A 23,572-nucleotide genomic window follows, 5' to 3' on the forward strand; every position below is an offset into this window, starting at 1 on the left:
ATGTCTTGATTCACTCTTATTTAGTCTTCAAGGTATAAATAAAAAAACCTTGCATTTTATTATGGAAATGCATATAATAGAACTTGTCCTTGTTTTTAAGGATTGTCTGGTAGCAATAGCGAAGAGGTCACACCTGTTCCCATCCCGAACACAGAAGTTAAGCTCTTCAGCGCCGATGGTAGTTGGGGCTTTGCCCCTGCAAGAGTAGGACGCCGCCAGGCTTTAGTTTATTATTTGTTATTTAACATATTCCCTCATATCGCGGGGTGGAGCAGTCTGGTAGCTCGTTGGGCTCATAACCCAAAGGTCGCAGGTTCAAATCCTGCCCCCGCAACCAAAATATTTCAATTAACTACGTTGAATAGGCTTCTTTGATAATTGAAAATCAGTAGTACTTGAAGAGTACAACCAAATTATTTCAGTTAACCAATTCGGATAAACTCCTTAGTTAATTGGGATTTAAAAATTCCAGTGTCAATCTTGAAATACTGGATGATTAGCTTATATAATTGGTCCGGTAGTTCAGTTGGTTAGAATGCCTGCCTGTCACGCAGGAGGTCGCGGGTTCGAGTCCCGTCCGGACCGCCACTTTATAATATAACGATGATTATGCACATGATTTCGGTAAAGACGAAACGTGTGTTTTTTGATTTTTATAGGGAACATTTTTACCATACATACATTACGAAATGATTGACTCCTCGCTTCCATAACATCCTCTTACCCTTTTTATTTTTCCTTTTTTCCTATGTTTTTGCTATCATAGTTGTAGAAAGAATGGTGAATACTTATGGACGAATTCTCCTTTATAGATTCAATTAAACAGCATTCATACAGTCAGCCATCATTAGTCAAAGGTATTGGTGATGATGCTGCGGTTTTTAGAACTGAAAATGATATAATTACAGCAGTGGATACCTTTGTGGAAGATGTTCACTTTTCAAAAGAAACGATGGAACCATTTCATATAGGCTATCGTGCGCTTGCTGCAAATATTAGCGATCTTGCTGCAATGGGTGCGTTGCCTGCCTTTTATCTTGTATCAATTGTTATCCCGAAAGAATGGAATCAGGAACAACTTATTCAAATTTTTGATGGAATGAAAAAGTTAGCAGCAGAATATAAGATGGACCTGATCGGGGGAGACACTGTATCAGGCAGTGAACTTACAGTATCCATTACGGTGATTGGATATACAAATCGGGATAAAGCACGTTACAGAAGTAATGCAAAGCCAGGAGATATTGTTTTTGCCACTGGCACACTCGGTGATTCTCAAGCAGGATTTCATATTTTAACAAATCCCGGTAATTTTATAGAGCCGGAATATTTTATAGAAAGACATCGTATGCCTGTTCCCAGAGTGGAATTTGCAAGTAATTTGAAAAACCTGTCCAGAGTTGCATTGAATGATATCAGTGATGGAATAGCGAGTGAAGCTAATGAGATTGCTGACATATCAAATGTCAAGCTAACATTGAATGAAGCTTGCCTGCCAACAAGTCCTGATTATGATCAGTTCCCATTGGAATTACAGCAACAATGGAAATTATACGGTGGAGAAGATTTTGAATTGATTGGTACAGTCTCAGTTGAAGATTGGGAAGAAGTGAAGAAGATTGCTGCCCGCACGAACACAAAGTTGACTAAGATTGGCTATGTTACGGAAACTGAAGGTAAAGGTCAGGTAATTTTACAACGAAGTAATAAAACCGATGTAGTCCTGGAGAAGAAGGGTTACACACATTTAAAGTAGGTGGTTTGCATGGAAAAAATCCAAACGAATACAGAACATGAAACAATATCACTGGCAGAGAAGCTTGCATTACTGCTTAAACCAGGGGATGTAATTACTCTGGAAGGAGAATTGGGTGCTGGGAAAACGACATTTACCAAAGGTCTGGCAAATGGTCTTGGTGTAAAACGAAACATCAGCAGCCCTACGTTTACGATTATTAAGGAATATGAAGGAGAACTTCCTTTGTACCATATGGATGTATACAGGCTGGAGAACTCCGAGGAGGATATTGGTTTTGACGAATATTTTCATGGAAATGGAATCACAGTTGTGGAATGGGCACAGTTTATAGAGGATTATCTGCCTGAAGAGCGTTTAAATATAAGAATCAGCTATATAGACGAACATAAAAGAGAACTGGAATTTACATCAACTGGTACTCGTTTTAAATGGATTGTCAATGAATTGATGAGTTAGGAGTAAATGTAATGAATATACTTGCAATAGATACTTCCAATCAGGTTCTAGGTGTCTCCATACTGAAGGATGACCAAATCATTGGAGAGATAATGACAAATCTGACAAAAAACCATTCCGTAAGGTTAATGCCTGCAATCGAGAGACTGATGGGTGAGGTTTCAATGGATCCAGACCAGCTGGACAGAATTGTCGTTGCTAAAGGTCCAGGGTCATATACAGGAGTCCGGATCGGTATTTCTACTGCCAAAACAATGGCATGGTCCTTAAATATCCCGGTTGTCGGTGTATCCAGTCTGGAAGTACTTGCATACCAGGGACGGTTCTTTAATGAATATATCTGTCCTTTTTTTGATGCTAGAAGAGGGCTCGTTTTTACAGGCCTGTATAAATGGGAAAATAATAAGCTTTCGAAAGTCATGGATGAAAATAATCTATTGATGGACAACGTCTTGCAAAAACTTAAGGAAGAGCAAAAGAGAGTTCTTTTCTTAAGTCCCGATATTGCTGTTCACAAAGAAGCTATACAACAATCCCTTGGAGACCTTGCAGTGATTCCAGAAGGTCCATACCACGTTCCGCAGGCAGGGCATTTAGGATTGGCAGGGTTAGAAAAAGAAGCAGAAACTGCCCACGAATTAGTACCGAATTATTTGCGTCTTGCGGAAGCAGAGGCAAATTGGTTAAAGGAACAGAAGGAAAAGGAAAATCATGGCTAAAGTAATAATAAGGAAAATGGAACTTTCAGATGTTAATCAGGTATTGGAAGTAGAACGGGCATCATTTGCCACACCGTGGACGACAGATATTTTTTATCAGGAATTAATCGATAATAAGCACGCCCATTATTTTGTACTTGAATTGGATGGTATCGTGATTGCCTATATTGGTATTTGGATTGTTATCGATGATGCGCAAATTACGAATATTGCTGTGATGAAAGATTATCGCGGTAATAAACTGGGGGAGAAGCTTTTCGGCTATACGGTGCAGTATGCTCTGGAAATGGGCGTAAAACGTCTCTCTCTGGAGGTCAGGGAATCGAATATTCCTGCACAGCGGCTTTACAGAAAGTTTGGATTCGTACCTGGTGGGGTCCGCAAAAATTACTATACAGATAATCAGGAAGATGCTATCGTTATGTGGGTGAATTTAATATGAAAAAAAATACATTAATGTTAGGTATAGAGACGAGTTGTGATGAAACTGCTGTAGCCATTGTAAGAAATGGTACAGAGATAATTACAAATGTTGTAGCCTCTCAAATTGAAAGTCATAAACGTTTTGGCGGTGTAGTACCGGAGATTGCTTCAAGACACCATGTTGAGCAAATTACGCTTGTTCTTGAAGAAGCTTTTAAGGAAGCACAGGTGACTTGGGATGAAATAGATGCCATTTCGGTTACGGAGGGCCCTGGTTTGGTTGGGGCACTGCTCGTAGGTGTTAATGCAGCAAAAGCGCTCGCTTTTGCTAAGCAAAAACCATTAGTGGGCGTTCACCATATTGCTGGACATATTTATGCCAATCGATTAGAAAAGGAATTTGAGTTCCCTTTACTGGCCCTCATTGTTTCAGGCGGCCATACAGAACTGGTTTTAATGAAGGAACACGGTGTCTATGAATTAATTGGAGAAACACGTGATGATGCAGCTGGAGAAGCTTATGATAAAGTCGCAAGAATGCTCGGTTTGCCATACCCTGGTGGTCCGCACATCGACCGTTTAGCAGCTATGGGAGAAGAAACCATTGATTTCCCAAGAGCGTGGCTGGAGGACAGCTATGATTTTAGTTTCAGTGGACTAAAGTCGGCAGTAATTAATAAAATCCACAATGCAAAGCAACGTGGCGAAACGCTAAAAAGTGAGGATATCGCTGCAAGTTTTCAGGCAAGTGTTGTGGAAGTGCTGATAGAAAAAACGCTTAGAGCTGCTAAAGAATTCAATGTAAAACAGGTCATTGTTGCAGGTGGGGTAGCTGCCAACAGAGGGTTAAGAAAAGAATTGGAAGTGAGATTCAGCGAAACGGAAATTCCCTTGCTGATTCCGAACATCAAGCTTTGTACAGATAATGCTGCAATGATAGCTGCGGCAGGTACAATTGCTTTTGAACAGGGAAGACGTTCAGGAATGGATTTGAATGCAAATGCATCATTACTTCTAAAATAATCACAGGTTATTCACAGGTCTGTGGATAATGACTAGAACTAATGGTAGGGTAAACATTTTTATTGTGGATGAAAACTGTTAATAAACTAGATTTAAGTTGTGGATAATGTGCATAACCTTGTTAATAACCATATATTCAGCTATTTTTATGCTGCACTGGTTGTGGATATGTTTTCTGATCCTGAAATCCTGAGGAATGGACAATGAAATGAACTGGAAAGAAGTTTAGGTGATGATGTGATGACTAAAAAACAATCTTATTATATGCAAACGGATTTGATATTTTTATTTGTCCTGTTTGTCTGTGTAAGCCTCCTTGCGATCTATAATGCGCAACAGCTGGAGCAGTATGAGGGTACAAACTTTGTTTTGAGGCAGATACTGTGGTTCGCTGTTGGGGCGTGTATTGTAGCAGCTATACAATTTCTGGATTTGGAGCAGCTTTACAAAGCAAGTATATATATTTATGGTGCCAGCATCTTCATTCTTGTCTTGTTGTTGATAAGTCCAGAATCCATTGCAAGAACAATCAATGGAGCGAAAAGCTGGTTTACGTTACCAGGGCTGTCCCTCCAGCCGGCAGAGTTCACTAAAATTACGACCATTCTCTACTTGTCTGCCGTCATAAGCCGACATAAGGCTAAATATGAAGGAAGTAACCTGAAAACGGACACCTTTCTATTAGTAAAGCTGTTGGTGATAACTGCAGTACCGGTATTCTTAATTTTATTACAGCCTGATTTTGGGACCGCAATGGTTTACTTGTTTATAGTAGGTATGATGATAATATTATCTGGAATCAGCTGGAAAATCATTATGAGCCTGACCGTGATTATATCTACAGTTTCTGCAGCGGTTATCGGTTTTATTATAAAATTTCCGGAGCTTGCGCAGGATTTGATTGGAATTAAGCAATACCAAGTAAATCGTATTCTAACGTGGTTTGATCCTACTCAGCAATCCAGTGATGCTACCTTCCATTTTGACCGTGCGTATTTGGCACTTGGATCTGGACAGCTTTTCGGTAAAGGAATGGGCAGCCTGGAAGTAAACTATCCGGAGGCACATACTGATTTTATTTTTTCGGTCATCGGAGAGAGCTTTGGTTTTATTGGAAGTGCGCTTGTAATATTTTTATATTTTATGCTCTTATATAAGCTTGTAACACTAGGACTCAGTATATACAAAAATTCAACATTTGGTTCGTATTTCTGTTTCGGTTTTTTGAGTCTCCTTCTGATCCATGTTTTTCAAAACATAGGCATGACACTAGGAATAATGCCTATAACCGGAATTCCCTTATTACTGATCAGTTATGGAGGAAGTTCGATATTGTCCACCATGCTCGGGCTGGGGATTGTCTATCGGGTGGCAGTGGAGTATACGATACAAAATGATTATCTATTTAAATAGGCTGGTTTTCGAGGTGGGAACACCATCAGTTTGAAGATAAGTACAATTTAAATCTCTAGATAAAAACAGCAGTAGCCCTTGAGCTACTGCTGTTTTACTAAATATTACATTTCCTCTTGAAGAGATGTCCATTCCTCCATCATTTGTTCCACCTCTTGTTTGGTGCTGCTCACTTTGTCTGTGAGCTCCAGTGACTTTTCATGATCCTGATAGACTTCCGGTTTGGTCATTTCTTCTTCCATTTGGGAAATTTCCGATTCCAGCCGATCAATGGTTTCTTCAAGCTCAGTAATCCGGCGCTGGATTTTACGCTTTTCGCTTTGCTGTTGCTTTCCTTCTTTAAAGCTAAGCTTTTTCTTTTTTGATTCAGTGACCGTTTCTTTCTCCTGCTGAAGTCTTTTCAGTTCCGCTTCTTCTTCCTTTTTTTCCAAGTAATAGTCATAGTCACCAAGGTAGATGGTGATACCGTTTCGCTGCATCTCTGCAACCTGGTCGGCAATTTTGTTGATGAAGTAGCGATCATGGGATACGAAAATGATTGTGCCGGGAAACTCATTAAGTGCGGCTTCAAGGACTTCCTTACTGTCAATATCCAAGTGGTTGGTCGGTTCATCCAGTATAAGCAGATTCGCTTTTTGCATTTTTAATTTTGCAAGTGCGAGCCGTGCCTTTTCACCACCGCTTAACGTATGAACGGCTTTTAGTACATCCTCTCCCGAAAAAAGGAAATTACCGAGGATTGTACGAATATCCTTTTCGTTAATGGTAGGGTAGTCGTCCCATAATTCCTGCAAAATGGTTTTGGAAGAATTCAGCTCTGTCTGTTCCTGATCATAATACCCGATTTGTACATTCGTACCGATCTGAATGGATCCGCTGTCCGTTTTCAGTTTGCCCAATATAGCTTTGAGAAGTGTAGTTTTCCCTACACCATTTGGACCGACAAGTGCAATGCGGTCACCGCGGTTTGCATGTAGCTTTATATTGGAAAAGATAGGCTCTTGTTCATCTTCATAGCTAAAACTTAGCTGCTCTATCTTCAGAACATCATTCCCGCTTCTTTTATCGATTTGAAAGGAGAATGATGCAGAAGACTCGTCACCAAGCGGCCTGTCCATTCGCTCCATCTTCTCCAGCTGTTTTCTTCGGCTTTGGGCTCTTTTGGTCGTTGAAGCTCGTACGATATTACGCTGGATGAAGTCCTCCATTTTTTTGATTTCGGTTTGCTGCTTTTCGAATTCCTTCTGTTCCTGTTCATAATTTAAAGCCTTTTGTTCGAGATATTTACTATATGTTCCATGGTATTTACTCGTTTTATGCCGTGAAATTTCATAAACAATCGAAACCGTTTTATCAAGAAAATAGCGATCATGTGAAACAATGACAACTGCGCCAGGATAACTGACTAAATAGTTTTCAAGCCAGGAAAGTGTATCAATATCCAGATGGTTTGTCGGTTCATCCAAAATGAGCAGCTGTGGTTTCTGAAGCAGAAGTTTACCGAGTGCGAGCCGTGTCTTTTGACCGCCACTAAGCTCCATAATCGGTGTATTGTAATCATAATCTGCGAAGTTAAGTCCGGTCAGTACTGCTTTTATATCTGATTCATAGGTGTACCCTCCGCCAGTCTGATATGCAAGCTGAAGTTTATCATAATCCTTCAGCAGCTTTTCATACTCCTCACCAGTCAAATTGGATGTTTGTTCCATTTCTTTTTCCATCGAGCGAAGTTGTTGTTCCTGCCGTTTTAAATGTGAGAATACCTCCATCATTTCATCCCAGATGGTTTTGCCGGATTCAAGTGTCATATGCTGGGAAAGATATCCGAAAGTAAGATCCTTCGGTTTAAAGAAGTCTCCTTCATCATAAGTCAACTCGCCAGCCATAATTTTAAGCAGGGTCGATTTGCCAGCGCCGTTCCTTCCGACAATGGCAATTCGTTCGTTATCTTTTATCTCTATTTTTATATTGGATAAAATCTCTTCAGCACCGAAGGATTTTGATAGTCCGTTTAGTTGCATCAGTATCATATTTATTCACCCCATCATTCATAGTGTATCTTATTGTCATTTATGGTGGCAACTTAGTTGTGAAAAACATCACGACTTATCTGTGAATTTCTGTTAAAATAGATTGGAAACGTTATCGAATACAGGATTGAAAAGAGGAAATTTTATGGAACAGAACAAAATCCCCCAAGCCACAGCAAAACGCTTGCCATTATACTATCGTTTTATAAATAATCTTAATCAGCAAGGGAAGACAAGAGTTTCATCAAAAGAACTAAGTGAAGCAGTTAAGGTGGATTCCGCTACAATAAGAAGAGACTTTTCCTACTTTGGTGCACTTGGTAAAAAAGGGTATGGCTACAATGTCGAATATTTGCTTGGCTTTTTCAAAAGCACGCTGGACCAGCATGAAATTACAGAGGTTGCTTTAATCGGAGTAGGCAATCTTGGTACCGCATTCCTTAATTATAATTTTCTGAAAAATAATAATATCCGAATCACTATGGCCTTTGATGCCGATGATGAAAAAGTGGGCACAAATATAGGCGAAATACCAGTTTATCACATTGACGAGCTGGAAGAAAAACTGAATGATATGAAGGTTGCCATCTTGACTGTACCTGCAGCAGAAGCGGATACGATTGCAAATAAACTTGTTGGAAAGGGAATATCCGGTATTTTGAACTTTACACCCGCCAGGATTACGGTCCCTGAACATGTAAGGGTACATCATATTGATCTCGCTGTTGAATTGCAGGCATTGGTTTACTTCCTGAAGCACTATTCACTGGAAAAATAGACTTTTTAAAATAATGCTGTTGAAATTTAAGATTTCAATGGCTTATTTGTTTTGTACTGATCGACTAACAATTTAAGTAAAAAAGGGGGACCAGGAATGAAAAGGAAAAGTTTTTGGGGCATACTATCTCTATTATTGATCTCATTGTTATTTACCGCTTGTGCAAATGATGCAGACAATGAATCAGTTGCTGTGGAAAATGAACAGGAAATTCCAGCAGAAGATGTAAAAGAAGAAAAAGATGTACCTGCCGATGAGAAATTAGTTGCAGCCATTGAAGAGAATATGGAGGCACTGGTAACCGGAGATTATGAAAAATATAGGGATACAGTACATAAGGAATCTCCGTTATATGATTTGACAGGAGAAACAATTGACCAGTTATCCGATTATCAGCTGGATATGAAGCTTACAGATGTTTTTGTAGATGAAAAAACAGAAGAAGAGGCAACGGTATCTTTTACACAGACAACAATGAAAGTGGAAGGGCCAGCGTTCCAAAACAATGAAACTGCAGGTGTACATCTATTAAAGCCGGAAAACGGTGAATGGAAAATCTTTCACACGGAAGCAACTGAAGTCATCGCTCTAGATGTGGATGGGAATGTAATGGAGAATGTATTCCCTGAAGAAGCCACAATAGAAGGTTCCTATGCAGCCGCAATTACTAACCTGGAAGTGCCTTTTGAAAGCGATGATTGGCAGCTGGCAAATTATCAGGAGGTAGAAGGGGAAGCAATAGCAGAATCTCTTCCAGCTGGAGAGGACTTCAGCAATTTCACCGAAATGGTAACCATTCACTATTACCTTGATGGCAATGAACGGATCGGTACGGAAAACTTTATTTCCATGATGGAGACTAACCTTTCGGAGATGACAACAGGTAACTTCATCTTTGAAACGCTGGAACATTCGCAGGAAGAAGGCTCTTTCCAATTTTCCCTTGCAGGGGATGAAGTGCAGCAGGATCAGGAAGAGGTCGCAACGGTTTTCATACAAGATAATGACTTGTTTGCCGTACGTTATACGGCGTTGGGGAGAACAATAGAAAATAAAGAAGAATGGCATGAAAAACTGGACAGTATAAATTAAAAGGAAAAAGGAGCAGAACGTGAAAATTCTACTCCTTTTTCTTTTTGATTCGAAAATACTGTGATAGCAGTTTGAGGACTAACCAGAAATCCATTGCTGCAACTGCAGCGAAAATAAGTGTAACGGGATTCCAGACAGTATCGACTTTACTCTGGATTCCAATGTAAATAAACGCCACTCCCATGATGGAATACACGATAGCCTTTATTAAAATTGATTTCCCCATTCATTAACCTCCAATAAAAATCATCTGTAATTGCTCAAGCTGTCTTTGTATTTCTTCGGGAGAAAGGGAATATTGTGCAAGCACAACCAATGTATTCATACCTGCATGAACGATGATCGGAACAAGAATCCGTTTTGTTTTCACATATAGGAACGCGAATACAAATCCCATCGAAGCATATATTAAGATGTGCTGTGGCTCGCCGTGTATGAGTCCAAAAATAAGGGCAGAGAGCATCCCGGCGAAAAAGAAATTCATTCGCTTGTACAGGGAGCCAAAGATAATTTTTCGGAAAATCAGTTCTTCCAATATCGGGGCAATAATTGCCGGGATGATCATGAACAATGGGGCGGCCCTCGTAATATCCATAATCTGCTGGGTGTTCTCCGATCCGGGATCAATGCCAAGCAATTCCATCTCGATTGTTGCGGCAATACCTTGTGCAAATAAAGCCATAAATACACCGAGTATGGACCAAAGAATAACAGATCCTGCTGATGAAGCATCACGGGTGCTTCCCATTTGCATGTCCGGTTTCATTATATAAAGGATGACAATGAGACCAACGATAAAGCTGAAGATCGTCCAATAAACGACAGCGTCAAAAGGTGATATTGGGAATAAATTTAAAAGCAAAGGTGCACCTAGAATTCCCGAGAATTGAACTATTATATAAGTAAGGATTACATACCAGTATCTTTTAGCCAAATTAAAACGTCTCCTTCTAAATGCAAATCATTTTACTCATAGTAACCATTTTAACATAACTTGGATAAGTAACTATAATAGAATGGCGGAGGTTTCAATCTTTTCCTCTGCCTGATTGTATAAAAAAAGTGGAAAAATAAAACATACATTGCTTGCATTTTTAGGAGTGATTAATTATTATATTAATTAGGAGTTAGCACTCACCATGTGAGAGTGCTAATAAAATAAAAATGATATGGAATTAAGGAGGCATTCTACATGATTAAACCATTAGGAGATCGTGTTGTTATCGAACTTGTTGAACAAGAAGAAACAACTGCAAGCGGAATCGTACTTCCAGACTCTGCAAAAGAAAAACCACAGGAAGGCCGCGTTGTTGCAGTAGGATCAGGTCGAGTAACGGAAAATGGAGAAAAAGTGGCACTTGAAGTTTCTGAAGGTGACGTTATCATTTTCTCTAAATTTGCTGGTACTGAAGTGAAATACCAAGGTTCAGAATACTTAATTCTTCGTGAAAATGACATTTTAGCTGTAGTTAGCTAATTAAGACACAATATAACTACTTATAAAAATAAATACTTATGATTTAAATTAAAGGAGGACTTTTTTATGGCTAAAGATATTAAATTTAGTGAAGACGCTCGTCGCGCCATGCTGCGTGGTGTGGATGTTTTGGCAGATGCAGTAAAAGTAACTTTAGGACCTAAAGGACGTAACGTTGTTTTAGATAAGAAATTCGGTTCACCACTAATTACGAATGATGGTGTGACAATCGCAAAAGAAATCGAATTGGAAGATGCCTTTGAAAACATGGGTGCTCAATTAGTTTCCGAAGTAGCATCCAAAACAAACGATGTTGCTGGTGATGGTACGACTACTGCAACTGTTCTTGCACAGGCATTGATTCGTGAAGGACTTAAAAACGTAACTTCCGGAGCAAATCCTGTTGGGATTCGCCGAGGAATTGAAAAAGCTGTAGCAACTGCAGTTACAGAGTTAAAATCGATCTCTCAACCTGTTGAAAACAAGGAATCCATTGCACAGGTTGCAGCAATCTCTGCATCCGATGACGAAGTAGGTAAACTGATTGCTGAAGCGATGGAACGTGTTGGTAACGATGGTGTTATCACAATCGAAGAGTCCAAAGGGTTTAACACAGAACTTGAAGTTGTTGAAGGTATGCAGTTTGACCGTGGATATTCTTCTCCATACATGGTTACTGACCAGGATAAAATGGAAGCTGTTTTAGAAGATCCATATATCCTGATCACTGATAAGAAAATCGGTAACATCCAGGAAGTATTGCCAGTACTTGAGCAAGTCGTACAACAAGGCAAACCACTTCTATTGATTGCTGAAGATGTAGAAGGCGAAGCACTTGCAACATTGGTTGTAAACAAACTTCGTGGTACATTCAACGCTGTAGCTGTCAAAGCCCCAGGATTCGGTGACCGTCGTAAAGCAATGCTTGAAGACATCGCTATCTTAACTGGTGCAGAGGTAATTACAGAAGATCTTGGATTAGATCTTAAATCTGCAACAATCGAGCAATTGGGTCGCGCATCCAAAGTAGTGGTAACAAAAGAAAACACTACTGTTGTTGAAGGTTCCGGAAGCCCAGAAGCAATCTCAAGCCGTGTAGCACAAATCCGTGCACAAGCTGAAGAGACTACTTCTGAGTTTGACAAAGAAAAATTACAAGAACGCCTTGCTAAATTAGCTGGTGGTGTAGCAGTAATCAAAGTAGGTGCTGCAACTGAAACAGAATTGAAAGAACGTAAACTACGCATTGAAGATGCATTGAACTCAACTCGTGCAGCAGTAGAAGAAGGTATTGTTGCAGGTGGTGGTACTGCACTTGTGAATGTTTATAATAAAGTAGCAGAACTTAACCTTGAAGGTGATGAAGCTACTGGTGTAAGCATCGTGCTTCGCGCAATCGAAGAACCAGTTCGTCAAATCGCGCACAATGCAGGTCTTGAAGGATCCATCATTGTAGAACGTCTTAAAGGCGAAACTGTTGGTATTGGTTACAACGCAGCAACTGGCGAATGGGTAAACATGGTTGAAACTGGTATCGTTGACCCTACAAAAGTTACTCGTTCTGCATTACAAAACGCAGCATCTGTCGCAGCTATGTTCCTGACTACAGAAGCAGTTGTCGCTGACAAGCCGGAAGAAAATGAAGGCGGCGGCGGAATGCCTGACATGGGCGGCATGGGTGGAATGGGCGGCATGATGTAAGTTGTCCCTAGAAACCTTGATATATAAGGGTTATGTGTAAGAAAAAGGTCATTTGGCTAACATTTGGTGCATTATTGTAGGCTTCTCATCAGTTGACCAAACTTTTGAGAAGCCTCTTTTTCAATTCTTTTGTTACATGTAAGTAAATATTTCTGGTGGTTTTATCTTCTGTATGACCTAATCTATCCATTATTTATTCTAGACCAACTCTTGCTTCTGCAAGTAAGGAAGTATGAGTATGTCTTAACGAGTGGGGCGTGAATTCTTGATTTAACCCAGCTATTTTTAATAACCGTTTCATTCTCATTTCTACCGTTTTAATTAAAATGGGATATCCAGGATACTGGCTCGTCTTTGCAAAGATAAAATCCTTATCATAGTATGAATCCCCAATTTCCATTTTAACGTTATCTTGCATCTCTTTGTGTTTTTTTAACGCGTTAATTACTATATCTTCGATGATGATTTTTCTTACCGAACCTTTTGTTTTAGGAGGTACTAAATGGTATTTAACCGTATTGTTAGAAGGGTTATAGTATGTTTTTATAATTCTTATGGTATTTTCTTTAAAATTGATGTCATTCCATTTGAGAGATACTAGTTCGCCTACTCGCATCCCTGTATAAGATAGTGTCAAAAAGGCCAAAAAGTCCATTTCTAGCCCTTTATTAACAGCAGTTTCTAAGAATAATGCCAGTTCATCTTTCTCCAAATACCTCGGAACCTCCGGCATTTCTAATTCCTCAATGGTTTTCTTTGCCTTTTTTATAACAGCGAATTCCGTTGGATCTCTTTTAATGATTTCCATCTCGACGGCTTTTCTAAAAATCATCCTACCAGTTCGATGAATTCCATCTAAGGTGTTATCAGCGTATCATTAAGAGCATCTTGATACTGCTTTAAAGTAATGTCCTTTAGTTTTAAGTATGCAAAATAAGGCATTAATTTATCTGTTTCATGTTTTCTTACTCGAACGGTACCAGGTTTGACATCCCGACTCTGACTATAGATTGTAAGCCATTGCAATGCAAAATCTTTAAATAAAGTACTTTTTTCCTCAATGTATGTTCCTTGATTTAATTCATAAAGTAATGCGTTTGCAGCTCTTTCTGCTTCTTCCCTTGTTTTAAATCCACTTCTTTGTTTTTGTTTTCTTCTGCCTGTTTTTGGATTGGGACCAAGATTTATAGTAAAAGCCCATTTAGAACCACAAACACATCTTTTTTTCTTACAAGTACATCTTCTTCTATAAAATGATCCTTTCATCAAATGCATCTCCTAAATCTTATTGAAATTCTTTGGTCGTTTTTCATGAAAACTTATATCTTTAATTTCTGTAACCTTTATAATCCTTTTCATTATCAAAATTAAATTTCTAGGATATAAGGGGGTACCAGATTCTGTACAAAATACCAAATTTTGATCTTGATATGTTTTTCTTATTTGTCTTTTTAATTCTGCCTTCTTCTCTTTATGAATAAGTAATTCTTTTTCCACTAAGTTTGAAATGGGTATCTTTCTACTCGCATTTTTAGTTTTAGGAGTTGAAAATACTTTTTTGAAACATATGAAAAAGAGAACGATTCACTTGAAGATATTTGTCATTGAAGTTAATATCGCTCCATTTTAACCCTAGGATTTCTCCCTCACGCAGTCCTGTGTAAATAGCTAGGAGGAATGCTAAGTAATGTTTTTCATTCCTATAAGCTTTAAAAAAACGACTAATTTCATCAAACGACCATATTTTCATTTGTTCCTGTTTTACACTCGGTGGGTTAGAAGTGGTAACAGGTTGACAGGTATTTCATTCCATCTAACAGCTTGTTCAAAAAACTGATGCAACATCTGATGTATTTTTATATATAGCTAGTACTATACCCTTTTTCAAGTTTCATGTTATAAAGGTTATCTATATCATCAGTAGTGATTTTGATACCACTTTATTAGAAAAAGGGTTTTCTTCAATTAAATGCTTTTTGAGGATGTATTCTCTGTTAGCTATAGTTGTCTCCTTGATACTCTTCCGGTAGTGAGAAGCAAACCAAAACTCAATAAATGTAGAAAAAATTTTCTTACTTGGTTCAATATATCGGTTTTCATCCATTTCTAATATTACCTTTCTTAGCGCAGCCTCAGCATCTTTTTCTTTAAAATCCTCCCACTTTTTTGCTTCCTTTTACCAGTTCCTAGATCTTTTAAGTAAAATGTTCAATCGTTCAAGATGAACACTGTTCAAAACATAAATATGCAGTAATACCAGTCATTAGACCTCACACAAGAGGGATTTTTAATTAATTGTCAAAGGTAATTAGTGAGTAATAGTTAACAAAATAAAAAATAAATGCAACACAGAGCCTATAGCTTAACCAAGGGAAGCAACAAATCGTAAGTTAATTGATGGTAAAGGAGAACTGATGATAGGAGCTTTTCTTTGTACAAATTAAGTAATCAATTAATATCTAAAAAATTAAAACAATAATAAGATACTGAATGTTGACAAAAGATAGAAATTATAATATTATTCTGAATAAGCAATAAAAACGATTCAATGAACCGTTCAAAAAAAGATAGGAGGTCATTATTTTGATAATCTGAAATAAAAAAAACAAATAATGAAGTTTTCTAAAAACATTATTAATACTATTGTAAGGGGGTTGGTTGCTTGCTATTTGAAAAAATTGGTGAAAAAGTAGCTTCTCTTGATAATATTCATATTCCTGAGAAATTTGGTCCTATTAAGCGTTTAGTTGATGAGCATAAGGTGAAAACATATGCTTTTACACAGGATTATTATCACTCATGGACATTTGGTAAATCACCCTTTGGGAGGAGGACAGCTCAAGCTGGAATTTTATTAAATGATCTAGCAGCACTTTATTATTTAAACTATGATCCCAACACTAACAGAGGACTTCATACAGAAGAAGAGATATGGTTTCATAATCCCGTGTTTGTAAACGAAGAAGTTACTCTCTCGGCAGAATATGTAGAAAAATATAATAAAAATAATAAAGGTTACGTGGTTATGGAAGCAGAGGCAAAAGGTGAAGATGGCAGGAAGATAATTACCCGACGTGGAACAGAGATATTTGGGGATGAAACCGGATTGGAGTCAAAGGGAGCTAAAAAGGAAAAGAAAAATGCTATAGATAAAAAAAATATCGTAACTGGTGAATATGATAAAAGTCTCGAACCAATAGAAAAAGCGAATGGCGAGATTCGAATCGGCCGATCATTATTTCCTGTAAAGAAGCAAATCACACCTGAACAAGCAGCTGTTTATTCTTTTGTGGGTGATTATCTTGAGAATATTCATAATAACTTAAATTACGCTCGAAAATCAGATTTAGATTTTCCTATAGTTCAAGCCTTACAACAAGTTGGCTATTTAATAGAAATGTTAGTGGATTTCTTTGAATGTAATTGGTTTAGTACTGGGTGGATGAAGGTTAAATTTATCCGTCCGGTAAGAACGGATGAAAGTGTGTTGGTCCGTGGTGTTATAAAGGATATTATTAATAACGGTGATACCAAAACAATTAAGTTGGAGGTTTGGACAGAGAATAATAAGGGTGAACTGACAACTGTTGGATGGGCAAGTGCTAAGATATAAAAGTTAATAGATAGTGACTTTGTTTAAAAGGCTACACTTAAGTATATTATTTTATCTACTTTTTTGATAAAAGGAGGAACTATGTTGAATGGGGCTCTAAATGGAATTAAAGTAGTTGATTTATCTAGACTTATTGCTGGTCCTTATTGTGGTATGTTACTTGCGGATATGGGGGCTGAAGTCATTAAGGTAGAAAAATTAACTGGTGAAGATACTAGACATGTACCACCGCTTGTAGAGCAAGACAGTCTTTATACTGTTGCTTTAAACCGAAATAAAAGAGCAATTACCTTAGACTTCCGTCACCAAAAATCAAAGGATGTTTTAACAAGGCTCTTTAAGTGGGCGGATATTATTATAGAGAATTTTCGTCCTGGTACGCTTGAAAAAATGGGGTTTAAAACTGATCAAATTCATGAAATTAATTCTAGTGCGATAATTGTACGTTGTTCTGGTTTTGGGCAGACTGGTCCGCTAAAGCACCGTCCTGGTTTTGATCCTATTGCTCAGGCTATGAGTGGGTTGATGAATATGACTGGAAGAAGTGAAGACCCACCATTATTATCTGGTACATCAATTATTGACTATTCTACGGGAATGCATGCAGCGATTGGAGCACTTTCCGCACTCCATCACAGAAATAGAACAAATAGGGGACAAGTAATAGATGTGTCATTATATGAGAGTGCTGTATCAATGCTTGTAAGTGCTATACCTAACTATCATTTGAATCAAAGTATACCAAAACGAACAGGGAACCAGGATAGATATTCAGCTCCAGCAAACACATATCAGACTAAAGATGGCTGGATTTACCTAAATGCTTTTAATGATAGACTTTGGTTGAAATTATGTAAAGCGATGCAAATGGAAGATTTGGCAACAGATGAGAGATATGAAAATGTGAGTCTTCGTGTACAAAATGTGAATGAAATTGATGATATAATTCAGCAATGGTTAGCAGAGTACAATCGTGAAGAGGCCGCTGAATTGTTAGATAAGTACGGTATACCATGCGGCCCAGTACAGAGTGTGGGAGATTTATTGAGTGATGAGCATTTGAGGGAGAGAGAGCAAATTATTAATGTAAATCACCCAACTGTAGGGGAGATTCCTGTGAGCGGAATTACTATAAAATTATCAGATACCCCTGGAAAAATTCGTTATGACCCTCCATTAATTGGTCAACATAATCAAGAAGTTTATTTAAATGAGCTTGGTTTTGAAGAAGAGGAGTTTAATAAACTAAAAGAAGATGGTGTTATTTAAAGTTATTTTTTATAGCTTATTGTTACTAAACGGCTATTTATAATATAACAATTAAACTAGAATGGTAAGGTTTTTGCAATCTTTATACAAAGCTTCATATTTTTTTAGATTAAAATGGAAACGCATTCATGTGTTGAGAGCTAAAAGATAGCAGACATAAATGGAAGTATACTTAATGAAGGGAATGGATTTTAATGACAAAGTGGAAATCAGGTTTTTACTCGGAGAAATTCACACCGAAACTTGAACTTGGTTTGGAGATGGCGGGTTATACAGAACAACGGACTGCAGATAGTGTTTTAGATGATTTATTTATTTCAGCAGTTGTTCTTCAGGAATCAAAGAACCTAGTTGCTTTTGTTGGAGTTGATGTATTAGCCGTTACTGGTGAGTCTGTTCGAAATGTTAGGACATTAGTTGAACAGCAAACAGGCATCCCGGGACCTAATATCATGATTGCGGCATCGCATTCGCATACAGCACCGACAACTGTTGAAATATTTAATACGGTTCCCGACTTTAATTGGTTGAAAGATTGGGAAGCACAAATTGCCAATACTATTATAGAAGCTTATAACCGATTAAAGCCTGCTAATGTTTCTGTAGGGGAAGGATCAGATGATTCGTTTATGTTTAATAGACGTCTTTTGAACTCAGATAATCAAGTAGAAATGACTATTGATCAAAAACACGGAAAAACAGATTTGACCCCTGAAGGACCAATTGATCCGTCCGTTAACGTTGTAAGAATTGATGATGAAAATGGAAAACCAGTTTCTGTAATTGTAAACTATGGGAATCATTTGGATATCCCAACAGGAAGGCGATATTCTGCAGACTACCCTGGTGTTATGACAAAGACTATACAAAAACTACTAGGGGAAGATGTAGGAGTAGTATTTCTAAATGGAGCTTGTGGAGATATTCAACATTTAAACTATTTCAATTCTGATGATATAAGCACGCGTGGAAGATATTGGGATAGTAAAGGTGAAGAAAAGATGAATAAATACGGAACTGTTCTGGGATGTGAGGTAGTAAAAACTGCTCTTACAATGAATGATCGTTTACGTGGTGGGTCATTAGTTAGTTATAGCAAGAAGATATCTGTTCCAATCCGAAAAGTCGATGAAGAAACTTTGGCATGGGCTAATGAAACTATGAACAATCCTAATTCAACTTACCGAGAAAAAACCCTAGCAAAAGAAGCTTTACAAGTTTATTCCTTAGAGGGAACAAATGTAGAGATGGAAATACATGCAATTTCCATTGGGGATTCTGCAATTTTAGCAATACCAGCCGAAGTATTTGTGGAAATTGGGTTGCAGATTAAGGAACAATCTCCTTTTAACAATACGATGATTTCTGAACTAAGTAACGACTGGGTTGGGTATTTACCTACTGAACGTGCTTTTGAACATGGAGGCTATGAAACCAGAGTTGCACGCTCAAGTAAGTTAACTGAATCTGCAGACAAGATAGTTATTGAAGCTTCATTAAAACTACTACAAGAACTAAAGGAATTAGCTGCAGACAAAGTAGCAAATAAATAATTTAGTTAAATAGATTATTATTCTATCAAATAAAAAAACTGGGGGTTTTTAAAATTGAGGTTATTAAAAATGATGTTGTTCTCTATTTTAATTTTGTCATTAGTTGCTTGTGGTGGGGCTGACGAATCTTCTACTAGTGAAGGTTCAAGCGACTCGGGGTCAGAAGAAGAGAAAATTGTAATAAGGGCTGCAAATTATAAAAACGAAAAGGAAATAACAAGCCTTGCATTAGATAAGTTTGCTGAAGAAGTGGAGAGGTTATCGGAAGGAAGAGTTGAGATAGATCCTTATCATAATGCAGAACTAGGAGACGAGGCTGACAGTATAGAGCGAATTCTCGCTGGATCAATTGAAATGGGGGAGGTTGGAAGTAGTGGCTTATCTCAGTTTGGAATGAATGCTACACCAATTAATGAACTACCATATTTGTTTGATGATTTCGCAGATTTTAGGGAAATTCTAAACAATGAAGAAGTAAGAGGGTTACTAAGTGAAAATTTAGAAAATAATGGGATGAAATTACTTGCTTTTAGATACCATGGCGCGTCACATATAATGTCTACTTCTCCGTTAGAATCCATTGAGGACTATAAAGGTAGAGATTTTAGAGCGCCTGAATTTGATATAACAATTGAATTGTTAAAATCATGGGGTGGTTCTCCTAATGTTATTCCATATACAGAAGTTTATAATGCTCTCCAAACAGGTGTTGTTGAAGGGTATACAGCAACTTTAACAGCAACATTATCAGAAAGAACATACGAAGTTGCAAATAATCTAAATATGACTAATCACATGTATACTCCGTCATATCTTGTTATGAATAAAGATTACTTTGAGAGTTTTTCTTCAGATGTTCAGGAAATACTGCTTGAGGCGGCGAAAATTTCTGAAGACTACCAAATAGGATTAGCAGAGGATCAGGAAGAAAAGGACTTACAACAATTGGAAGCTGAAGGTGTAAACATTGTTAAGTATGATGATCTTACTCCATTTAAAGAGGCTATAGCTGATAAAAGACAAGGCCTAGCTGAAGCGATGGGACCAGAGGCAGTAGAACTCTATGAAACTATCTTAAAAATAAACGAATAATGAAATCGCCAGGGCAACTCCCTGGCGAATTCAGGTTTATCTTTTGATACGAAAAGACTGTTATATTTTTACCAAAGTCAAGATTAGAAAGGAGCGTTACATTGAATTACTTTAATAAAATTAAAAGTGTGTATACAACTTTCGTGGAATATAGTGCCTTTATTCTTTTAACTACAATAGTAGTCTCGGTATTATATGGTATTTTAAGTAGAACCCTTACCTTTTTACCATTTGTTGTTTGGACAGAAGAGTTATCTAGATTTAGCATCATCACGTTGGTTTTCCTGGTTTCGGGTTTGTCTATACGAAAAGGAATACATGTGGGTTTAGATTTACTATTAGAAAAGATAACCGGGGTATGGAATAAAATAATAACGACAATTATAAACATTTTAGTTATCGCATTACTAAGTATTATAATGATCGTTACATTTGAATATATGGGTACTACAAGTCAAATTTCACCGGCACTTAAAATGCCTATCTCTTACCTTTATATATTTGTTGTTATCGGTATGGCGCTAATGATCATTGAATTATTCTGTCTTACAACTTTGAAATGGAGGGAGGAGTAGTTTACATGGAATTATTATTGTTATTTGGGTTAATGTTAGTGCTTATCTTTTTTGGGATGCCTGTGGTTTTTAGCATTGGATTATCTGCATTTGTTGTAATACTTTTATTGGGTAATATTCCACTATCAATTATTCCTTCTTTACTTATTTCTGAATTAAATTCATTTACGTTTGTTGCAATACCACTTTTTATTTTAGCTGGAGAATTATTAAATGAAGGTTCACTTACGGATAAAATTGTCAGTTTCTCAAAAGCATTAGTTGGAAGTGTGCGTGGAGGACTAGCACATGTTAACGTTGTAGCAAGTATGTTATTTGGTGGAATTTCAGGTTCTACAACAGCTGATACAGCCGCAATAGGTCCTGTTTTGATTCCTTCTATGGTAAAGTCCGGTTACCATAGAGATTTTAGTGTTTCTCTAACAGTAACCTCTTCTACTATAGGTGGTATCATACCTCCTAGTATTATGATGATTATACTTGGTGCTCTAACAGGACAATCTATAGGTCAATTGTTTTTAGGTGGAATAATACCCGGTATCATAATAGGTGCAGGTTTACTAATTACAAGTTACTTAATCTGTATAAAGAGGGATTATAAAGAGAAAGAACCTTTTTCTTGGCCAAAAGTCAAGGAGACAGGTAAAAAGGCAATTTGGGCAACATTAGTTCCTTTAGCTATCATTTTAGGAATCACTACAGGGACAACAACCGCATCAGAGGCAGGGGTCTTGGCTGTAGTATTATCCTTATTTATAGGAGTTTTTATATACAAAGAAATTAATTCCTTTGCTAAATTAAAAAAGGTATGTGTTAATACCGCACTAACTTCATCCATGGTTATGTTACTGTTAGCATTCTCTACATTATTTGCAGAGGTCCTATTTAGATTGAGGTTTCAAGAACAAGTATCGGCCTTTTTGCAATCTCTTACGACGGATCCATTTCTGATTATTTTATTATTAGTTCTTTTTATTTTCATAATAGGTATGTTTATTGATACAGTAGTCATCCTAATGTTATTTTCTCTTCCATTTATGCAGATAGCGGTGGACTTTGGATTTGATCCGATTCATTTTGGGTTAATCATGATTATGACGTCTTTTATTAGTGCGTTAACTCCTCCGGTTGGGGTGCTCTTATTTTTAGGATGTGCAATCGGAGAAATAAGTGTAATGAAAGTGCTGAGAATACATTCAGTATTTATCGCAACACTTTTTATAGTAGTGTTACTAGTTGTTATATTCCCTGGTCTGGTTACATTTCTTCCTCATAACTTTATGGATTAACTTTAAATGCTTCTTAGAGTTACTAATTTATATAGGAACACTTTTTTAAGAAATTAATTCCATCTATATATCCCTGTCTCCCAACGTTAAAAATAAAAGGAATATATTGAAAGCAACTAATTAGAGGTAAGGTTAACTTTACAATAATTGTAATATTAAATCTATAATACAATAAACTATTAAATTAATACTGATACTGTACCTATTCAATATTGGAGGGTGAGTTATGAATGCATTTAATAAAGTACGTCTTGGAATTATAGGTACTGGTTCAATAGGCACTATTCATATGAAACAATTTAGTGAATTACCTGATGTTGAATTAACAGCAGTAATGAATAATACATTATCTATTGCTAGGGAACGTGCAAAGAAATTTGGTATTAAAAAAGTCTATTCCAATAGTAGGGATCTTATTCAAGATGTACATGTAGATGCTGTTATTATTGCAACGCCAAATAAGTTTCATTCAGAAATGGCGACTCAAGCACTTAAAGCAGGTAAACATGTACTATTAGAAAAACCTATGGGGATGAATGCTGATGATTCAAAAGATATTGTACATGTATTAAAGGATTCAAAAAAGGTCTTCATGTTAGGACATCATAGAAGATGGGATCCCTTCATAATGAAAGCAAAAGAGTTTATTGATAAAGGAGCATTAGGTCATATTTATTATGTCAAGACAGGATACATACGTCGTAAGGGAATTCCGGGGTGGGGAAGTTGGTTTACGCAGAAAAAAGATTCCGGTGGCGGCGCTTTAATGGATATTGGTGTTCATATGCTTGACCTAGCAATTTGGATGATGGGGGAAATTAAACCTATTTCAGTTTATGGTACTGTTTTTTCAGAACTTGGTACTTTTAAAAAAGGAATAGGTTCTTGGGGAAAGCAAAATTGGAATGGTTATTTTGATGTTGATGAATTAGCTTCTGCTCAAATTAAAATGGATAATGGCTCCGTTTTAAATTTAGAGGTAAGTTGGGCGGCGCATACAGAAACCGATAATGCTCCATTTATACATTTAATGGGAACAAAGGGTGGAATCTCCGTGAGAGAACACAAGGGCGTTTTCATGACAGAGTTATTGGACCATAAATCTGACATTAACTTCGAACTCCCCAAATTAGACGAAGGACCACGAAAAAGAATGAGCCAACATTTCATTGATTGTATTCGTAAAGAGGAAAAACCTATTACATCTGCAATGTCCGGGTTATTGAATAACATGGTTATTGACGCAATTTATCGGTCTTCTTATACAGGGAGTGAAGTAAAATTAAATGTGGATATGTAAGAAGTAACAA

At 37.3% G+C, this 23,572-nt stretch carries 22 protein-coding genes, 2 tRNA genes, 1 rRNA gene and 1 pseudogene; 20 read left to right on the plus strand and 6 right to left on the minus strand.

Annotated elements, in window-relative coordinates:
• Positions 1 to 105 precede the first annotated feature (105 nt).
• The 9 genes from rrf (at position 106) to A4245_RS01545 (ending at position 5,793) form a co-directional block, all read left to right on the plus strand.
• Positions 106 to 221: ribosomal RNA gene (rrf, locus tag A4245_RS01505) — 5S ribosomal RNA — on the plus strand.
• A 39-nt stretch (positions 222 to 260) separates the two neighbouring features.
• A tRNA-Met gene (locus tag A4245_RS01510) sits at positions 261 to 337 on the plus strand.
• Between the two features lie 174 nt (positions 338 to 511).
• Positions 512 to 588 (plus strand) — tRNA-Asp (locus A4245_RS01515).
• Positions 589 to 790: 202 nt separating this feature from the next.
• The gene (gene thiL, locus A4245_RS01520) at positions 791 to 1,756 is read left to right on the plus strand and encodes a thiamine-phosphate kinase (protein ID WP_067724998.1); all 966 of its coding nucleotides are present in this window, start codon (positions 791 to 793) and stop codon (positions 1,754 to 1,756) included.
• A gap of 9 nt (positions 1,757 to 1,765) precedes the next feature.
• Positions 1,766 to 2,215 carry a tRNA (adenosine(37)-N6)-threonylcarbamoyltransferase complex ATPase subunit type 1 TsaE gene (tsaE, locus tag A4245_RS01525; protein ID WP_067725001.1) on the plus strand — a complete coding sequence of 150 codons (450 nt, stop codon included), beginning with the start codon at positions 1,766 to 1,768 and terminating at the stop codon, positions 2,213 to 2,215.
• Positions 2,216 to 2,226: 11 nt separating this feature from the next.
• The gene (tsaB, locus tag A4245_RS01530; protein ID WP_067725003.1) at positions 2,227 to 2,934 is read left to right on the plus strand and encodes a tRNA (adenosine(37)-N6)-threonylcarbamoyltransferase complex dimerization subunit type 1 TsaB; all 708 of its coding nucleotides are present in this window, start codon (positions 2,227 to 2,229) and stop codon (positions 2,932 to 2,934) included.
• Positions 2,924 to 3,376: a ribosomal protein S18-alanine N-acetyltransferase gene (gene rimI, locus A4245_RS01535; RefSeq protein WP_407668344.1), complete on the plus strand. Its 453-nt coding sequence runs from the start codon at positions 2,924 to 2,926 to the stop codon at positions 3,374 to 3,376. Before tsaB ends, rimI begins: the two co-directional genes overlap by 11 nt.
• Positions 3,373 to 4,380: a tRNA (adenosine(37)-N6)-threonylcarbamoyltransferase complex transferase subunit TsaD gene (gene tsaD, locus A4245_RS01540; protein ID WP_067725006.1), complete on the plus strand. Its 1,008-nt coding sequence runs from the start codon at positions 3,373 to 3,375 to the stop codon at positions 4,378 to 4,380. Before rimI ends, tsaD begins: the two co-directional genes overlap by 4 nt.
• Positions 4,381 to 4,620: 240 nt before the next feature.
• Positions 4,621 to 5,793, plus strand: a complete 1,173-nt coding sequence (locus A4245_RS01545; RefSeq protein WP_067725008.1) for an FtsW/RodA/SpoVE family cell cycle protein — start codon at positions 4,621 to 4,623, stop codon at positions 5,791 to 5,793.
• A gap of 104 nt (positions 5,794 to 5,897) precedes the next feature.
• Here A4245_RS01545 and A4245_RS01550 read toward each other — a convergent pair whose 3' ends face one another.
• Positions 5,898 to 7,823 carry an ABC-F family ATP-binding cassette domain-containing protein gene (locus A4245_RS01550; RefSeq protein ID WP_067725010.1) on the minus strand — a complete coding sequence of 642 codons (1,926 nt, stop codon included), beginning with the start codon at positions 7,821 to 7,823 and terminating at the stop codon, positions 5,898 to 5,900.
• A gap of 145 nt (positions 7,824 to 7,968) precedes the next feature.
• Here A4245_RS01550 and A4245_RS01555 point away from each other — a divergent pair, with 145 nt between their 5' ends.
• On the plus strand, positions 7,969 to 8,601 hold the full coding sequence (locus A4245_RS01555) for a redox-sensing transcriptional repressor Rex (RefSeq protein WP_067725012.1): 633 nt from the start codon (positions 7,969 to 7,971) through the stop codon (positions 8,599 to 8,601).
• 96 nt (positions 8,602 to 8,697) lie between these two features.
• Positions 8,698 to 9,693, plus strand: coding sequence for a hypothetical protein (locus A4245_RS01560; protein ID WP_067725014.1), 996 nt, complete (start codon positions 8,698 to 8,700; stop codon positions 9,691 to 9,693).
• Between the two features lie 28 nt (positions 9,694 to 9,721).
• Here the strand turns inward: A4245_RS01560 and A4245_RS01565 are convergent, their stop codons facing one another.
• Together A4245_RS01565 and A4245_RS01570 are read right to left on the minus strand one after the other, a co-directional pair.
• Positions 9,722 to 9,919, minus strand: a complete 198-nt coding sequence (locus A4245_RS01565) for a YdiK family protein (protein WP_067725016.1) — start codon at positions 9,917 to 9,919, stop codon at positions 9,722 to 9,724.
• 3 nt (positions 9,920 to 9,922) lie between these two features.
• The gene (locus A4245_RS01570; RefSeq protein ID WP_067725018.1) at positions 9,923 to 10,627 is read right to left on the minus strand and encodes a CPBP family intramembrane glutamic endopeptidase; all 705 of its coding nucleotides are present in this window, start codon (positions 10,625 to 10,627) and stop codon (positions 9,923 to 9,925) included.
• Between the two features lie 258 nt (positions 10,628 to 10,885).
• Here A4245_RS01570 and groES point away from each other — a divergent pair, with 258 nt between their 5' ends.
• A complete protein-coding gene (gene groES, locus A4245_RS01575) occupies positions 10,886 to 11,170 on the plus strand; it encodes a co-chaperone GroES (RefSeq protein ID WP_067725020.1) in 285 nt (94 codons plus the stop codon).
• 66 nt (positions 11,171 to 11,236) lie between these two features.
• Positions 11,237 to 12,871 (plus strand): chaperonin GroEL, encoded by a 1,635-nt coding sequence (groL, locus tag A4245_RS01580; RefSeq protein WP_067725022.1) that lies wholly within the window; start codon positions 11,237 to 11,239, stop codon positions 12,869 to 12,871.
• Between the two features lie 71 nt (positions 12,872 to 12,942).
• Here the strand turns inward: groL and A4245_RS01585 are convergent.
• From A4245_RS01585 to A4245_RS20920, 3 genes and pseudogenes are all read right to left on the minus strand, one after another.
• Positions 12,943 to 14,137: pseudogene (locus A4245_RS01585) on the minus strand (site-specific integrase).
• Between the two features lie 271 nt (positions 14,138 to 14,408).
• The gene (locus tag A4245_RS20915) at positions 14,409 to 14,621 is read right to left on the minus strand and encodes a tyrosine-type recombinase/integrase (protein ID WP_084268623.1); all 213 of its coding nucleotides are present in this window, start codon (positions 14,619 to 14,621) and stop codon (positions 14,409 to 14,411) included.
• 159 nt (positions 14,622 to 14,780) lie between these two features.
• On the minus strand, positions 14,781 to 14,975 hold the full coding sequence (locus A4245_RS20920) for a tyrosine-type recombinase/integrase (RefSeq protein WP_067725024.1): 195 nt from the start codon (positions 14,973 to 14,975) through the stop codon (positions 14,781 to 14,783).
• A 558-nt stretch (positions 14,976 to 15,533) separates the two neighbouring features.
• Between A4245_RS20920 and A4245_RS01595 the strand changes: the two genes are divergently transcribed.
• The 7 genes from A4245_RS01595 to A4245_RS01625 all read left to right on the plus strand — a co-directional run bounded on the left by A4245_RS01595 (position 15,534) and on the right by A4245_RS01625 (position 23,562).
• Positions 15,534 to 16,484 carry a MaoC family dehydratase gene (locus A4245_RS01595; RefSeq protein ID WP_067725026.1) on the plus strand — a complete coding sequence of 317 codons (951 nt, stop codon included), beginning with the start codon at positions 15,534 to 15,536 and terminating at the stop codon, positions 16,482 to 16,484.
• Between the two features lie 84 nt (positions 16,485 to 16,568).
• Entirely contained in the window at positions 16,569 to 17,753 is a 1,185-nt protein-coding gene (locus tag A4245_RS01600) for a CaiB/BaiF CoA transferase family protein (protein ID WP_067725028.1), read from the plus strand.
• A gap of 194 nt (positions 17,754 to 17,947) precedes the next feature.
• On the plus strand, positions 17,948 to 19,306 hold the full coding sequence (locus A4245_RS01605; RefSeq protein ID WP_067725030.1) for a hypothetical protein: 1,359 nt from the start codon (positions 17,948 to 17,950) through the stop codon (positions 19,304 to 19,306).
• A 54-nt stretch (positions 19,307 to 19,360) separates the two neighbouring features.
• Positions 19,361 to 20,398 carry a TRAP transporter substrate-binding protein gene (locus A4245_RS01610; protein ID WP_067725033.1) on the plus strand — a complete coding sequence of 346 codons (1,038 nt, stop codon included), beginning with the start codon at positions 19,361 to 19,363 and terminating at the stop codon, positions 20,396 to 20,398.
• Between the two features lie 143 nt (positions 20,399 to 20,541).
• On the plus strand, positions 20,542 to 20,973 hold the full coding sequence (locus A4245_RS01615; RefSeq protein WP_234402329.1) for a TRAP transporter small permease: 432 nt from the start codon (positions 20,542 to 20,544) through the stop codon (positions 20,971 to 20,973).
• A 5-nt stretch (positions 20,974 to 20,978) separates the two neighbouring features.
• A complete protein-coding gene (locus A4245_RS01620; RefSeq protein WP_067725037.1) occupies positions 20,979 to 22,262 on the plus strand; it encodes a TRAP transporter large permease in 1,284 nt (427 codons plus the stop codon).
• Between the two features lie 226 nt (positions 22,263 to 22,488).
• Positions 22,489 to 23,562, plus strand: coding sequence for a Gfo/Idh/MocA family protein (locus A4245_RS01625; protein ID WP_067725039.1), 1,074 nt, complete (start codon positions 22,489 to 22,491; stop codon positions 23,560 to 23,562).
• Positions 23,563 to 23,572 lie beyond the last annotated feature (10 nt).

It is taken from the genome of Oceanobacillus damuensis, assembly GCF_001618145.1.
GTDB classification, from domain to species: Bacteria; Bacillota; Bacilli; order Bacillales; family Amphibacillaceae; genus Oceanobacillus; species Oceanobacillus damuensis.

What these genes read in the sequence shown, in the direction of transcription:
- thiL (WP_067724998.1), top strand. Translation starts at nt 791, where the DNA reads ATGGACGAATTCTCCTTTATAGATTCAATTAAACAGCATTCATACAGT.
- tsaE (WP_067725001.1), top strand. Translation starts at nt 1,766, where the DNA reads ATGGAAAAAATCCAAACGAATACAGAACATGAAACAATATCACTGGCA.
- tsaB (WP_067725003.1), top strand. Translation starts at nt 2,227, where the DNA reads ATGAATATACTTGCAATAGATACTTCCAATCAGGTTCTAGGTGTCTCC.
- tsaD (WP_067725006.1), top strand. Translation starts at nt 3,373, where the DNA reads ATGAAAAAAAATACATTAATGTTAGGTATAGAGACGAGTTGTGATGAA.
- A4245_RS01545 (WP_067725008.1), top strand. Translation starts at nt 4,621, where the DNA reads ATGACTAAAAAACAATCTTATTATATGCAAACGGATTTGATATTTTTA.
- A4245_RS01550 (WP_067725010.1), bottom strand. Translation starts at nt 7,823, where the DNA reads ATGATACTGATGCAACTAAACGGACTATCAAAATCCTTCGGTGCTGAA.
- A4245_RS01555 (WP_067725012.1), top strand. Translation starts at nt 7,969, where the DNA reads ATGGAACAGAACAAAATCCCCCAAGCCACAGCAAAACGCTTGCCATTA.
- A4245_RS01560 (WP_067725014.1), top strand. Translation starts at nt 8,698, where the DNA reads ATGAAAAGGAAAAGTTTTTGGGGCATACTATCTCTATTATTGATCTCA.
- A4245_RS01565 (WP_067725016.1), bottom strand. Translation starts at nt 9,919, where the DNA reads ATGGGGAAATCAATTTTAATAAAGGCTATCGTGTATTCCATCATGGGA.
- groES (WP_067725020.1), top strand. Translation starts at nt 10,886, where the DNA reads ATGATTAAACCATTAGGAGATCGTGTTGTTATCGAACTTGTTGAACAA.
- groL (WP_067725022.1), top strand. Translation starts at nt 11,237, where the DNA reads ATGGCTAAAGATATTAAATTTAGTGAAGACGCTCGTCGCGCCATGCTG.
- A4245_RS20915 (WP_084268623.1), bottom strand. Translation starts at nt 14,621, where the DNA reads ATGAAAATATGGTCGTTTGATGAAATTAGTCGTTTTTTTAAAGCTTAT.
- A4245_RS20920 (WP_067725024.1), bottom strand. Translation starts at nt 14,975, where the DNA reads ATGGATGAAAACCGATATATTGAACCAAGTAAGAAAATTTTTTCTACA.
- A4245_RS01605 (WP_067725030.1), top strand. Translation starts at nt 17,948, where the DNA reads ATGACAAAGTGGAAATCAGGTTTTTACTCGGAGAAATTCACACCGAAA.
- A4245_RS01620 (WP_067725037.1), top strand. Translation starts at nt 20,979, where the DNA reads ATGGAATTATTATTGTTATTTGGGTTAATGTTAGTGCTTATCTTTTTT.
- A4245_RS01625 (WP_067725039.1), top strand. Translation starts at nt 22,489, where the DNA reads ATGAATGCATTTAATAAAGTACGTCTTGGAATTATAGGTACTGGTTCA.